This is a genomic window from Neomelitea salexigens DSM 19753, from assembly GCF_000422345.1.
Classification (GTDB): Bacteria; Pseudomonadota; Gammaproteobacteria; order Pseudomonadales; family Spongiibacteraceae; genus Spongiibacter; species Spongiibacter marinus_A.
In genome coordinates this window covers 95,092-108,018 of sequence record NZ_AULP01000004.1, presented here as the reverse complement: position 1 = coordinate 108,018, position 12,927 = coordinate 95,092, and the positions used below count along the sequence as shown (strand labels likewise).

17 protein-coding genes and 3 tRNA genes are annotated in these 12,927 nt (G+C 54.4%); 12 read left to right on the top strand and 8 right to left on the bottom strand.

Annotated features, from left to right (window positions below):
* Positions 1 to 942: a class I SAM-dependent methyltransferase gene (locus tag H573_RS0108105; protein WP_027873823.1), complete on the top strand. Its 942-nt coding sequence runs from the start codon at positions 1 to 3 to the stop codon at positions 940 to 942.
* Here the strand turns inward: H573_RS0108105 and H573_RS0108100 are convergent.
* The gene (locus H573_RS0108100; RefSeq protein ID WP_027873822.1) at positions 935 to 2,167 is read right to left on the bottom strand and encodes a pyridoxal phosphate-dependent aminotransferase; all 1,233 of its coding nucleotides are present in this window, start codon (positions 2,165 to 2,167) and stop codon (positions 935 to 937) included. The two genes, H573_RS0108105 and H573_RS0108100, sit on opposite strands and share 8 nt — an antisense overlap.
* Before the next feature lie 103 nt (positions 2,168 to 2,270).
* Between H573_RS0108100 and msrB the strand changes: the two genes are divergently transcribed.
* The 4 genes from msrB (at position 2,271) to H573_RS0108080 (ending at position 3,367) form a co-directional block, all read left to right on the top strand.
* The gene (gene msrB / locus H573_RS0108095; protein WP_027873821.1) at positions 2,271 to 2,669 is read left to right on the top strand and encodes a peptide-methionine (R)-S-oxide reductase MsrB; all 399 of its coding nucleotides are present in this window, start codon (positions 2,271 to 2,273) and stop codon (positions 2,667 to 2,669) included.
* Between the two features lie 159 nt (positions 2,670 to 2,828).
* A tRNA-Glu gene (locus H573_RS0108090) sits at positions 2,829 to 2,904 on the top strand.
* A 174-nt stretch (positions 2,905 to 3,078) separates the two neighbouring features.
* A tRNA-Glu gene (locus H573_RS0108085) sits at positions 3,079 to 3,154 on the top strand.
* Between the two features lie 137 nt (positions 3,155 to 3,291).
* Positions 3,292 to 3,367 (top strand) — tRNA-Gly (locus tag H573_RS0108080).
* An 85-nt stretch (positions 3,368 to 3,452) separates the two neighbouring features.
* Here the strand turns inward: H573_RS0108080 and H573_RS18955 are convergent.
* Complete coding sequence (locus H573_RS18955) at positions 3,453 to 3,851, bottom strand: PA2817 family protein (protein ID WP_051171122.1); 399 nt, start codon at positions 3,849 to 3,851, stop codon at positions 3,453 to 3,455.
* Positions 3,852 to 3,951: 100 nt separating this feature from the next.
* Between H573_RS18955 and H573_RS0108070 the strand changes: the two genes are divergently transcribed.
* The 7 genes from H573_RS0108070 to H573_RS0108040 all read left to right on the top strand — a co-directional run bounded on the left by H573_RS0108070 (position 3,952) and on the right by H573_RS0108040 (position 8,702).
* Positions 3,952 to 4,866 (top strand): ABC transporter ATP-binding protein, encoded by a 915-nt coding sequence (locus H573_RS0108070; protein WP_027873820.1) that lies wholly within the window; start codon positions 3,952 to 3,954, stop codon positions 4,864 to 4,866.
* A 26-nt stretch (positions 4,867 to 4,892) separates the two neighbouring features.
* Complete coding sequence (locus H573_RS0108065; protein ID WP_027873819.1) at positions 4,893 to 5,666, top strand: ABC transporter permease; 774 nt, start codon at positions 4,893 to 4,895, stop codon at positions 5,664 to 5,666.
* A gap of 10 nt (positions 5,667 to 5,676) precedes the next feature.
* On the top strand, positions 5,677 to 6,498 hold the full coding sequence (gene queF / locus H573_RS0108060) for an NADPH-dependent 7-cyano-7-deazaguanine reductase QueF (protein WP_027873818.1): 822 nt from the start codon (positions 5,677 to 5,679) through the stop codon (positions 6,496 to 6,498).
* A gap of 90 nt (positions 6,499 to 6,588) precedes the next feature.
* A complete protein-coding gene (locus H573_RS0108055) occupies positions 6,589 to 6,924 on the top strand; it encodes a hypothetical protein (protein WP_027873817.1) in 336 nt (111 codons plus the stop codon).
* Between the two features lie 8 nt (positions 6,925 to 6,932).
* Positions 6,933 to 7,172: a hypothetical protein gene (locus H573_RS0108050; protein ID WP_027873816.1), complete on the top strand. Its 240-nt coding sequence runs from the start codon at positions 6,933 to 6,935 to the stop codon at positions 7,170 to 7,172.
* A gap of 96 nt (positions 7,173 to 7,268) precedes the next feature.
* Entirely contained in the window at positions 7,269 to 7,865 is a 597-nt protein-coding gene (locus tag H573_RS0108045; RefSeq protein ID WP_027873815.1) for a dUTP diphosphatase, read from the top strand.
* 3 nt (positions 7,866 to 7,868) lie between these two features.
* On the top strand, positions 7,869 to 8,702 hold the full coding sequence (locus tag H573_RS0108040; RefSeq protein WP_027873814.1) for a hypothetical protein: 834 nt from the start codon (positions 7,869 to 7,871) through the stop codon (positions 8,700 to 8,702).
* A 2-nt stretch (positions 8,703 to 8,704) separates the two neighbouring features.
* Here H573_RS0108040 and H573_RS0108035 read toward each other — a convergent pair whose 3' ends face one another.
* The 6 genes from H573_RS0108035 to H573_RS0108010 all read right to left on the bottom strand — a co-directional run bounded on the left by H573_RS0108035 (position 8,705) and on the right by H573_RS0108010 (position 12,792).
* The gene (locus tag H573_RS0108035; protein ID WP_027873813.1) at positions 8,705 to 8,986 is read right to left on the bottom strand and encodes a 4a-hydroxytetrahydrobiopterin dehydratase; all 282 of its coding nucleotides are present in this window, start codon (positions 8,984 to 8,986) and stop codon (positions 8,705 to 8,707) included.
* 35 nt (positions 8,987 to 9,021) lie between these two features.
* Positions 9,022 to 10,113, bottom strand: a complete 1,092-nt coding sequence (gene trmA / locus H573_RS0108030) for a tRNA (uridine(54)-C5)-methyltransferase TrmA (protein WP_027873812.1) — start codon at positions 10,111 to 10,113, stop codon at positions 9,022 to 9,024.
* An 8-nt stretch (positions 10,114 to 10,121) separates the two neighbouring features.
* Complete coding sequence (locus H573_RS0108025) at positions 10,122 to 11,105, bottom strand: glycosyl transferase family protein (protein ID WP_027873811.1); 984 nt, start codon at positions 11,103 to 11,105, stop codon at positions 10,122 to 10,124.
* A 314-nt stretch (positions 11,106 to 11,419) separates the two neighbouring features.
* Entirely contained in the window at positions 11,420 to 11,662 is a 243-nt protein-coding gene (locus H573_RS0108020) for a hypothetical protein (protein ID WP_205618919.1), read from the bottom strand.
* 51 nt (positions 11,663 to 11,713) lie between these two features.
* Positions 11,714 to 12,058 carry a DsrE family protein gene (locus H573_RS17520; RefSeq protein ID WP_051171121.1) on the bottom strand — a complete coding sequence of 115 codons (345 nt, stop codon included), beginning with the start codon at positions 12,056 to 12,058 and terminating at the stop codon, positions 11,714 to 11,716.
* A 65-nt stretch (positions 12,059 to 12,123) separates the two neighbouring features.
* Positions 12,124 to 12,792, bottom strand: coding sequence for a Bax inhibitor-1/YccA family protein (locus tag H573_RS0108010; protein ID WP_027873809.1), 669 nt, complete (start codon positions 12,790 to 12,792; stop codon positions 12,124 to 12,126).
* Positions 12,793 to 12,927: the final 135 nt, after the last annotated feature.

The following is a 12,927-nucleotide window of genomic DNA, read 5'->3' as shown; positions in this document are numbered from 1 at the left end:
ATGGCCGAGCGGGTAGAGGTAAATGTTGAGGGCTTATTGAGCCTGGCAAAGCTTGAGCAATGGCCGCAGCGCTGCGCAGATGGTGAAAGTCGGCGTTTATTTCATGGCCGCGGGCAGTGTTATCCCGGCTATGAGTGGTTGACGGTGGATTACTTCTCTCCACTGCTGTGGATCGTGCTGTATCGCGAGCCGCCCGGGGACTTTTGGGCTGATTTCTGTGCGGCCCTTGCGGAGACGTTGGCGCCACATTTTACCGCGGCGATAGTGCAACATCGCTATCAGCGCGACGCTGATCTGCAAACTCTCTGGGGCGAAGCGCCGAGGCCAATGTATGCCGTGGAGGAGGGTTTACGGTTCGCGCTGCAGTTGGGTGGACGGCAAAATATTGGTTACTTTATGGATATGCAGCCGGCGCGGCGCTGGCTGACGGCTCGGGCACATGGCCGTCGGGTACTGAACTTATTTTCCTACACCTGTGCCTTTTCGGTCGCGGCCAGCAAAGCCGGGGCGAGCCAGATCGTCAATATCGACATGAGTAAATCCTCGTTGCGCACCGGGCGGGAGAATCATCGCCTGAACGATGCCGATAGCGGCGCGCCGGTGTTTCTCGGGCACGATATTTTTAAGAGCTGGGGAAAGCTAAAAAAACTCGGCCCCTATGATGTTGTGATCTGCGACCCGCCATCGCGGCAGGCCGGCAGTTTCGATGCGGCGCGAGATTACGGGCGCCTGCTGTCGAGGATGAGCAGCCTCTGCGCGCCGGGGGCGGATGTGCTGATCTGTTTGAATTCGCCATTGCTGGATGAGGCTTTTCTTCGCGACCGCGTTGCAGAATATTGGCCCGAGGCACAGTTTTGTGAGCGTTTAGCAGGGCGAGCAGATTTCCCTGAGCGCGACACGGATGCCGCTCTCAAGGTGCTTCACTATCGTGCGCCTAGCTAACGGCGCGTAGTTTTTTGCGGTAACCCTGCAGGAAACGGCCAAAGCGCTCAATGGCGTCTGCCAGATCAAGCTTATTGGGCAGGAAGACGATACGCAGGTGATCCGTGGTGTGCCAGTTGAAACCGGTACCCTGCACCAGCAGTATTTTTTCCTGATTCAGCAGGTCGAGCACCAGTTGCTCGTCATTGGCAACCGGGTAAACCTCGGGATCCAGCTTGGGGAACATGTAAATAGTGCCGGCGGGCTTGGTGCAACTGACGCCGGGAATATCGTTGAGCATCTGCCATGCGAGGTCGCGCTGCTCAAGCAGGCGCCCACCGGGAAGGATCAACTCATTAATACTCTGATAACCGCCCAGTGCGGTTTGTATTGCGTGCTGAGCCGGTACGTTGGCACACAGCCGCATTGACGACAGCATGTCTAAACCTTCGATGTAGTCGGCGGCGCGGTCTTTGGCGCCGGACACCACCATCCAGCCGCTGCGGAAACCTGCCAGTCGATACGCTTTGGACAAGCCATTGAAGGTCAGGCATAGCACGTCGCGGCTAATGCTGCCCAGGGGAATGTGCACGGCATCATCGTAGAGAATTTTGCTGTAAATCTCGTCGGCAAAAACCACCAGATTGTGTTCTTCTGCAATTTCGACCAGCGCTTCAAGCATCTCCCGGCTATACACCGCACCGGTGGGGTTGTTCGGGTTGATGATAACGATGGCGCGGGTTTTGTCGGTGATTTTTGCGCGAATATCGTCAAGTGACGGCTGCCAGTCATTCTCTTCGTCGCAGAGGTAGTGAACCGGCTTGGCACCACTCAGGGACACAACCGCTGTCCACAGCGGATAATCGGGGGAGGGGATAAGCACCTCGTCGCCGATATTCAGCAGCGCCTGGGTTGCCATGGTAATTAGCTCACTACAGCCGTTGCCCAGGTAGATGTCATTGACCTCGACGCCGGGAATACCGATTTTCTGGCATTCCTGCATGATGGCTTTTCGGGCTGAGTACAGGCCTTTAGAGTCGCTGTAGCCCTCACTTTCCGGCAACAGTCGAATCACATCTTGAATGATCTCTTCTGGCGCGTTGAATCCAAATGCCGCCGGGTTGCCTATATTGAGCTTGAGGATGCGATAGCCTTCCTCTTCCAATTCATTGGCGCGGTGCAGAACCGGGCCGCGAATGTCATAACAGACGTTCTGAAGTTTGCTGGATTTGTAATAATGGCTCATGGCGATCTTCTAATCGAAAGTGATTGGTGCTGGCGGAATTGCCTCGCGATCAACAGTTAGCAACAGTATACGTCTTCAAAGGCATACAGGTGGAGTGATATTGATGGAAAAAGTCGTAAAATCCGCGGCGCAGTGGCAGGAACTTCTCAGCCCTGAGGAATACCAAGTTTGTCGCGAGAAGGGCACGGAACGCGCGTTCACCGGCAAATACTATAAAGAGTCTGCCGATGGCGTGTACCGATGCCGTTGCTGCGGTGAGGCGCTGTTCTCGTCAACAACGAAATACGACTCTGGCTCGGGTTGGCCGAGCTTCTACCAGCCAGTCGGTGAAGGCGCCCTCGGAATCAATCGCGATACCAGTCACGGTATGATCCGTGAAGAGGTCGTTTGCGCTCGCTGCGATGCTCACCTGGGGCATGTGTTTAGTGACGGGCCGGCGCCCACAGGACTGCGGTATTGCATCAACTCGGTGTCGCTAACTCTAGATAAATCAGAAGCTTGACCGATTTCTGCGCAGCTTGAATAAAAAATCGACAGAATTACTGAAAAAACGCATTATTTTGCGTTTGCGGTAAATTCAGGCTTGACGGCAGCGAGCAGGCTCCCTAAAATTCGCGCCACTTTCAGGCAACAGTGACTCGCAGCCTGGAAGGTTTGCGGCGTCCCCTTCGTCTAGTGGCCTAGGACACTGCCCTTTCACGGCAGTAACAGGGGTTCGAGTCCCCTAGGGGACGCCATTTATTTCGCCCTGTAGTGCTTGCACTGCAGAGCAGGGAAGAAAAAACCGGCCGTTTTTTCTTTCGCCAGAATGCGGTAATGACGAGACTTGCTACCTTGACGCGCTCAAGGGCAACTCTTAAAATTGCCGCCGCTCTCGCTCAGGGTAGCAGCTCTAGCGAGAGGTTTGCGGCGTCCCCTTCGTCTAGTGGCCTAGGACACTGCCCTTTCACGGCAGTAACAGGGGTTCGAGTCCCCTAGGGGACGCCATTTATTCTGCTTCATCGGTTGAAATGCCGGTGCGGCGTCAGCAAAATGACTTAAAGAGATTACTCTAAGTCACTGTTGACAAAGGAAAAAGGGAGAAATATTATTTCTCCGCTGCGCGATAAGCGCAAAACAAATTTGCGGGAATAGCTCAGTTGGTAGAGCGCAACCTTGCCAAGGTTGAGGTCGCCGGTTCGAACCCGGTTTCCCGCTCCAAAATAGAAAAGCGAAGCCTTAGGTTTCGCTTTTTTTTCGTCTGTACTTTTTGCCCACACGCGGTGGGCAGCGAGTGATTAAAGGGCTAGTGCATGCCGAATACCTTGGCTCGCAAGTCTCGATAGTGGCCACTGTCCGCGTCATCCTCACACGCTGTAGTGGCGTGGTAGCGCTCCTCGAGCTGCTGGTATTGCTCAAGTTCAGTGTCGCTGAGGTAGTGCAGACAATCACCACCGAAATACCACAGCAGGTCGCGGTGCATCATCGGGGTGATGTCGGGGAAGTGCGCAATGATTTGGCACAGCAGGGCTTGGCCCTGCATCAGGGCATCGTCACCGCTGAGTTGATTTTGTAATGCCTCAAAGCCATTTAGTAAGTCGTCGACAGCTTCCTGTGTGTAGGCACCGTGGCCCTCCAGGCCGTTTTTACAGGTTTGAAAGAGTTGGTCGAAGAGTTGGTGGAAATACAGCGATCGACTATTCACAGGAGCTCCGTAGCAATGAATTCGGCGCGCCAGTGTATTCGATCTCTGTGCCGTGGCAAAATACCGGCCCTTCTCACTATCTAAACGATGGGAATTCACTATGAGCAAAGCCCTAGAAATACGAGGGTTACGCAAGGTCTACGACAATGGCTTTGAAGCACTGAAAGGCATCGATTTATGTGTTGAGGAGGGCGACTTCTTCGCTCTGCTCGGCCCCAATGGTGCGGGAAAGTCGACGACCATTGGCATTATTTGCTCGTTGGTAAAGAAGACGGCGGGCTCGGTGAGTGTGTTTGGCCACTCGATCGACAAGGAATTAGCACTCGCTAAGAAAGAGATTGGCATTGTCCCTCAGGAGTTCAATTTTTCGAATTTTGAAAGTGTCTGGGATATTGTCGTTAATCAGGCGGGCTACTACGGCTTGACCCGAGAATTGGCGGAGCAACGCGCCGAGACCTACCTTCGTCAGCTGGATTTGTGGGAAAAGCGCAATACTGCCTCACGTATGCTGTCGGGGGGTATGAAGCGCCGCTTGATGATTGCACGAGCGCTGGTACATGAGCCGCGCCTGCTGATTCTTGACGAGCCTACTGCTGGGGTGGACATCGAGCTGCGGCGCTCGATGTGGGCCTTTCTGAAGGAAATCAACCAGCGCGGTACGACCATCATTTTAACGACGCACTACCTCGAAGAAGCGGAAAGCCTTTGCCGGAACATTGCCATTATCGACAGCGGTGAAATTGCTGAGAATACGGCGATGAAGACACTGCTTAAACAGCTGCACCGGGAGACCTTTGTTCTCGATACGAAGGAGGCGCTGCCTGATGGTATTGCGATAGACGGCTTTGAGACTCAAAAAACTGATGAGCAGATGTTGGAGGTTGCTGTTGAAAAAGGCAGCTCGCTGAACGCCATATTCTCGGCATTGAGCGAACAGGGGATTGAGGTCACCAGTATGCGGAACAAGGCAAATCGGCTTGAAGAATTATTTGTGTCGTTGCTAGCGAAGAGCTAGCGCGGCTCACTACGAGGTTATAAAACATGACAACGCGTGAACAGTGGATCGCCTTTATCACAATTGTGCGCAAGGAGATCCGGCGGTTTTTGAGAATATGGATGCAAACGCTGTTGCCGCCAGCCATTACGATGTCGCTGTATTTTATAATTTTTGGTGCCCTGATCGGTTCCCGCATTGGCGAGATGGGCGGCTTTACTTACATGGAATTTGTGGTGCCTGGCCTGATTATGATGTCGGTCATCACCAACGCCTACTCCAATGTGGTGTCCTCGTTCTTCGGGGCGAAGTTTCAGCGCTTTGTTGAGGAAATTCTGGTATCCCCGATGTCCAACAACACGGTGTTATGGGGCTATGTGTTGGGCGGCGTGGCCCGGGGCTTATTGGTCGGCCTGATCGTCACCTTGCTGTCACTGTTTTTCACTCGCCTGCATATCCAGCATATTGGCGTTACGGTTGGCATTGTGCTGATGACGTCCATCATGTTTTCGTTGGCGGGCTTTATCAATGCGGTGTACGCCAATAACTTTGATGATGTGTCAATTGTGCCGGTGTTCGTGTTAACGCCGCTGACCTACTTGGGTGGTGTTTTTTACTCGATAGATTTGCTGCCAGAATTTTGGGCGGATGTGTCGCGTTTAAATCCCATGCTCTACATCGTGAATGCCTTTCGCTATGGGGTGTTAGGGGTTTCGGATGTGAATGTGGGGACCGCTTTCTTGATGGTGGGGGTATTTACGCTGTTGGCCTATGGTTACTGCATGTATCTGCTTAACACCGGTAAGCGCTTGCGCCAGTAGGGGAGGCATTATGGGCATTCACGGGCCGCTGGGCGCGCAGGTAGACTACCCGGAGCACTATGATCCCACTGTGCTGCACCCCATTGCGCGCAGTGAGGGGCGCCAGCGCCTCGGCATTGACGGCGCGACTAATTTCTACGGTGTAGACGTTTGGAACGCCTTTGAGCTGTCGTGGCTAGACCACCGCGGAAAGCCCCATGTAGCGGTGGGGGAGTTTCATTTTCCGGCGGCGTCACCGTTTATTGTCGAGTCAAAGTCGTTCAAGCTGTATTTGAACTCCTTCAATCAAACCGCCTTTGACTCAGAGCAAGCGGTGTTGGCGGCATTGACGGAGGATCTCAGTAAGGCCTGTGGTGCTGAGGTAAAGGTCATTTTGCACCGTCCGGAGCAATGGGATAAGACCTTATGTCCCGCGCCGATGGAAGGGCAGTGCCTGGATTCGCTGGATATCGACATCAGTGATTATCAGCCAAGTGCAAAATTGCTGCACTGTGACGAAGGCGTGGTCGTCGATCAGCAATACTACAGCCACCTGTTGCGATCGCGCTGTCCGGTGACGGGGCAGCCAGACTGGGCCTCGGTGAGCATTCGCTGCCGAGGCCCTAAAATCGATGAAGCAAGTTTGCTGCGGTATTTGGTTTCCTTTCGCCAGCAGAACGATTTTCACGAGCAGTGTGTCGAGCAGATTTATTGCGACATTCAGCGAGCATGCCACACAGAAACACTAACGGTCTTCGCGCGCTACTTGCGGCGTGGCGGTTTGGATATCAACCCTTGGCGGGGCAGCAGCGAACCGGCCGAGCCGCTTAATCCGCGGGCGTTTAGGCAATGATCTTAGGCCGGTAAGTAAATGACCGGATAGTGGTTTTAGCGGCTAATAGCGACAATCTTGTCATTGCCACAGGCCTTGTCAGGAGGTCAAATGCTCATTGCCAGTTATCTCCTTGGTTACGACGATAAAGGAAACGTGAACCACTTGGGTGTGGATCATGTTTTCCCTCGCGTAATTGATGGCGCCTGCTTTGAGTTGCACAAAACCGTTGAGGATGGGTGGGCGAGCATTTACGACCTGCTGATCTTCTTCCCCCAGGGCGAACAGCCCAAGGACATGCTCTGCCTGCCGGATCTCCCAGAGGCGGCCGTGGCAGTGCTGCTTCATGACATTCCCCTGCCGGTGGTTGATTTTGCCTGTGGGCGTAATGTGCGAGTCGTGCTCGATTCGTCCAAACCCGCACAACACAAGCGCGACTGTGCCTAGGAGGCCTCATGTGGAAGCCTAACCGAGTGCGCAGTAAGCGCTACACCATGCATGGTCCCAGTTCGTCGGTGATGATCTGGTCAGAGCCGCGGCGCTTGGTGTATGCGGCAAATTTTGCCGCACAGATCCCTGCGGTCATCCTTCCTCTGGTAGAGAGCGACGAGCGCGCCAGCCTCGACAGTGCGACGATGCGGCGCCTGCTTAATGCCTCAGAGACATTTCGAGAGCGCTGCATAGCCGCTTCGTAAGTGCTCTTTTCCCATCAATTGTTTATGATGACCCCGTTTTTTAATTACGGGGAAATGCTGGTGTCTACTCACGTTCAACAACAGGCTTTTTGTACCATGCTTGCGATGCAAGACCGGATGAACCAGCGCGTGCATCCGCAGTGGATCGACCAGCAGTACGAGTGGTACCGCGCTGTTTGGATCGAGTGCGGTGAGTTGATGGATCACCAAGGATATAAGTGGTGGAAAAAACAGGACACGGATCTCGAGCAGGTTCAGCTGGAAGTTGTCGATATTTGGCACTTCGGTATGAGCGCCTTATTCACCGCCGGAAAATCGCACGAGGCTATTGCCGCAGAGATGCTTGCGGAGCTTGAGAATAGCGAGCAAAAGTCGACTGATGTGTTAACCGCAACGGAGGCGCTGGCCAGCCACAGCTTGGTTAGTCGTTCATTTTCGGTGGCCCTATTCAGGGATTTACTGCTGGCTGTCGGTTTGGATTTTGTCACCCTCTATCGCCAATATGTTGGCAAGAATGTCTTGAATTTCTTCCGCCAAGACCACGGTTATAAAGACGGTAGCTACATTAAAACCTGGGCGGGCAAAGAAGATAATGTCCACCTGGTGGAAGTGTTGACTGAGTTAGATAGCGACGCGGCGGATTTTGCCGAACAGGTCTATGCGGCGCTGGCAGCGCGTTACCCGGGGGCGTAGATCGTGAGTCAGGACGGCTTGTCGACCTCGGCCTTGGCGCGTCAGCTGGAGCTGCCCGTGCAGCAGCTGTTTGCCACGTTAAAGGACTATGGCTGGATACGGAAAATTGACGATGGTTGGGCGCTGACCGCAAAGGGTGAATTTGAAGGTGGGCGTTACGTAAACAGTAAGCGCTATGGGCGTTATATTGTTTGGCCGCCGGCAATTATCGAACACCGCCTGTTTCAAGCCATGGAGAGTCAGCGTTTGCTGTCGGCGGCAGAGCTTGGCAAACCGCTGGGTATTTCCGCTAGGCAGACAAACCGGCTGTTGTGCGCGCTCGGTTATATTGTCTCAGGCCGCCGTGGCTGGGAGGCGAGTGGCAGTGGTCAGGCATTGGGCGGGCAAACCTGCGATAGTCCGCAGAGCGGCCAAAGTTATGTGATGTGGCCCGAAGATATGTTGGCGCATCCACCGTTACGTGAGATCCACCGACGCAGTCAGCGCGGTGATGATTTACTGAGCGAGTGTCGCAGCGCTGATGGCCGTCAGTGCAGTAGCGATGCTCACCGCCAGGTTGCCAATTGGCTGTACTTTGCCGGTTTGCGCTACGCCAGTGCTCAGCCCTTAGCCGCGCCAACGGCAGGCGATGTCGACTTTTTTCTACCGGAATACCAGCTTTGCCTGGAGGTGTGGGGCGGGGCTGAGCACCCTGATGTGCTGTCTGCCAGAATGGCACGTGCCGAGATTTGCGCGCAACGCGGCATGACAGTGATCGATATTCATCCAGAGGACCTCGATGCGCTGGATGAATATTTAAGCCGCCGTCTTATCGAGGCCGGCGTTCACGTATTGTAAACCTAGACTTCTTTGTCGATAGCGGCCGCCAAGGCAAGGTCGCGGGCGGTAAGGCCGCCGGCGTCGTGGCTGGTCAGGGCAATATCGACGCGGTTGTAGCTGTTGCTCCAATCGGGGTGATGATCAATTTTTTCCGCTCGGAGGGCGACGCGTGTCATAAAGGCGAAGGCGTCGACAAAATGATCGAACTCCAGCTGGCGAGTGAGCTTTTCGCCTTCTAATTGCCAGTGAGGCAGCTGTTTCAATGCATCGGCGATTTCTTTATCTGTCAGTTTGACGGTCATAGTTGTCAGAATCCTTGTTGCTATTATTGACGGCGTTACTGTCTTTGCAGAATAACGCCGCATTCCATGTGGTCAGTGTAGGGGAACTGGTCAAACAGCGCGAAGGCGATTGTGTGATGCGTGCCGCGTAATTGCTCTACGTCTCTGTGCAATGTCTGCGGGTTGCATGAAATGTAGATAATGCGTTCAAACCGCGCTATGAGCTCGCGCGTACCGGCATCGAGCCCCGCCCTGGGAGGGTCGACGAGTACGCAGCCAATATCGTAGTCGGCGAGTTCTTTCCCTTCCATTCGCCGAAACTGCCGTTCACCATTGAGTGCGCTGGTAAACTCCTCACTCGACATGCGCAGAATATCGATGTTGTCCAGGCCGTTGTGGGCGAAGTTTTCCCTGGCGGCTTTTACTGAGGTTTTGGATATTTCTGTGGCCAAAACTTTGCGAAAGCTGCGTGAAAGTGGGGCAGTGAAGTTACCGTTGCCGCAGTAGAGCTCCAGCAGATCTCGTTTTTCGTAGCCTTCGGCATGCGCGATGGCCCACTCGATCATCTTGCAATTCACTTGCGCATTGGGTTGCGTAAAGCCGCCCTCGTATTGGCGATAGTGGTATTGGCTATTGCCGATTGGAAGGGTCTCTTCCACATAGTCCTGACCGATAACACACTTCTGTTTTCGGCTGCGGCCGATAATACTGATGCCAAGCTGCTCCGCTAACGCCGTGGCAGCCGTCTGCCACGCATCGTCAAGCCGTCGGTGGTAAATGAGGCTGACTAGCATGTCGCCGCTGAGGGTGCTTAGAAATTCGATCTGAAACAGGCGGTGGCGCAGCACCGTTGCACTGATGAGCTTGGAGCGTAGCACGGGCATCAGCTTGCAGATCGCCTCGCTGGCCACCGGGAAGTCATCGACACGCAGCGGTACCTTGGGGTCGTTGGGGTCGAACATGGCATAGAACAGGTCGTCATTGTCATGCCACACACGAAATTCTGCACGCATGCGGTAGTGCTTGGGGGAAGAAGGAAAAACCTCGGGAGAGGGGAGGCCGAGATCGCCAAACAGGTTGCGACAAGCGCTCACTTTTTCGTCTAACAAGCGTTGGTACTGCTCGGGCTGAATGAACTGGCTGGTCATATTGGTGGTTATCCTAAACGGCTACGATTGCGCGCAGACCAGATCTCGGTGGCTTTTGCGTAGGCCGCATCGATATCAAGTTGGGGAGTGCGAAGTTGCACGGCAATGGCAATGCTGCCTAATACGGCATACCTGCCGTATTCACTGATGTTATCTTCACACCAGGCTTCGCGAAGGCACTGGCTGCTGAGCTCGGTTTGCCAGGTTTGACGGCCGTCGAGCAGTTTTGGCCACTCTTGCTCGCCCAGTACGCCGTTGTGTACCGTTTTCACCTTGCAGATAGCCTCCGGCTTGCGCTCGGCCTCGCCGGCCTCGCCCTTAAATACCGCAGCGTGCGGTTGCTGGAGTAGCGCGGCAGCCTGTTGGTGGCTGTCGCTATAGGCTGGGTGAAAAATACTTTGCAGGGAGTGGGGCGCGGCGAAGGGGTTGATTAGCCTGGCGAGGCTATGGACAGGGGAGCGCAGTCCAAACAGTTGGCGCATCTCCATCATCCGTTGCAGGCCTGGGCAGAATAAACTCAACGGCAGGTAACAGAAATTACCTTGTTCAAGTGCCGCCGCACATTCTGAGAGGTCTTCTACCACTGGCTCACCGAGTTCCCGTAAAAGTTGCTCGCTGTAGGCACGGCCTGCAGTATGGCCAGCTGCACCGTGCATCACGGTGCGAACGCCGCTGTCGGCCAGCGCCAGTGCAGCCAGCAAATACCAGGCTTGTTGGCGCCGCTTGCCGGCATAACTTGCCCAATCCAAGTCTACGGAAAGTCCTGGTAAAGATAGACTGTCGCGCACCGCGTGGACGAAACCTGCGAGCTCCTCTGGGCTTTCTTCTTTCACTCGCAGCAGCATCAAAAACGCGCCGAGCTGGACGTCTTCCACATCACCATTCAGAAGCATGGTCATGGCGCTGCGTGCTTCTTCCAGAGTCAAAGAGCGGGAGCCAGATTTACCCTTCCCAAGAATTCGCACATATTGTGCGAAGGGGTGTTCAGTCATAATAGGCCTTTGTTTTCAGGGCTTACGCTCATGGCGTCGGAACCGCCCAGATGGTGGTTGCACAGAGTAGTGATTTTACCAGCTGAGGCAGTGTCTGTACCGGGTGCACAGGCTAACGAGTTGTGAATAGTTGATGACTACTGCCTCTGAGTGGCCTTGATCGCCGAGTTGATAATGTCCTTGCGCGCTATCACGGCCGATAGATTGCGCGTGTTGTGCCGCGAGAGCGTTCAGATAAACCACGACATCACCGCAGGCAATGCACGGTAGGGCGCGTTCTAGGCTGTCGTTAGCCTGTAATAGGTGTAGCGTGGTCAAAAGCTAAGTGCCTTCTTTTCGCTGGCAATACGGGTTTGCAGCGCCGAATCGTTCAGTGCTATTACCTCAATTCCGTTCGCCTTGGTTGTCGCGGCAGTGGAGCCTATGGTGTAAAGCCGGGCGATGCCGAATTCTTCTAGTTGGGAGCAAAGCGGCGGATTTGCGGTGAGCGAAGCCAAAACATCAGGCCACAAAACGAGCTGCACGTCCTGGCCAAATACGAGGGCAGTGAGTGCCAAGTCGCAAGCGTGTTGAAGTGCGTGATTTTGGCTCACTAGTAGCAGCATGGCCTACCCCGAAAATCGCAGACTGCGTTGTGCACGGCCATCTTGCTCGAGCCAGTAGGCCAACCCGGCAATCGCACAATGTTTAGGTAGCTTCTCGGGCGTCAATCCTCGTGCATTGGCGCTATTGCTGCAAAGGCTGAGTTCGATACCCGCGCGCTCAGCGATGGCTTGCCAGCGTTCTAGCTCTGCGGCCGAGTTGGGGGCGGTCATTGCCAGTGCAACGCTCTCACCACTGAAAAAAATACAGCCTAACTCATGGCCTGCAGCCAGCAGTGCTTCACAGAAGCCGATAGCGTGAGGGGTATTGCCCTTTGCGTTGACACCGTTGAGCATAATGGCAAAGCGCATAGTAAAGGAGGGTTCGTTGCTGAGTAGAGATAAGGCCCCACCTGAAAGTGGGGCCGAAACAGGACTTAATCGTCGCCGCTGAATACACCCAGTAGGTGCAGCAAGTGGACGAATAGGTTGTAGATATCCAGGTACAGCGCAACGGTGGCGCGGATATAGTTTGTTTCACCGCCGTGGATAATACGGCTGGTATCAAACAGGATCAGGCCAGACATAATGAAAACGGCTGCTGCCGATATCGCTAAAGATGCCGCCGGCACCTGGAAGAAAATGTTGGCAATACTCGCCACGACGACCACTAGCAGGCCGACCATTAGGAATCCGCCAAGGAAGGAGAAGTCCTTGCGAGTGGTCAGTGCATAGGCTGACAGGCCGAAAAACACCAGCGCTGTGCCGCCTAGGGCTTGCATTACCAGCTCAGGGCCATTGGGAAGTGCCAGATAGGCGCTGAGCATAGGACCCAGTGCGGCACCCATAAGCGCAGTAAACACAAAGGTTGCAACCAGGCCCTTGCCGGAGTTTGCCGTGGCATTGACAACAAACAGCATTACCAGACCGCCAAGTGACAGACCCAAGGCTGCGCCGCGCCCCAGTTCCATAGCCATTGCCAAACCGGAAAACAGCGCACTATTGAGCAGGGTTAGCCCCAGCAACATATAGGTGTTGCGCAGAACCTTACTAACCTCAACGGCGGGGGCCGTGGTAGTGGACTGAAAAACCGCTTTTTCTTGCATGATTGACTCCGTTGTTAAAAGCACCATCTCACCAAATGATACGCACTAGACATGACTTTGGAAACTCGAAACGCAGCTATTTTTGTACTTGATAGTGATTCGAGGCGAGGAGGGAGGAAATCCGTGCGATGTCTG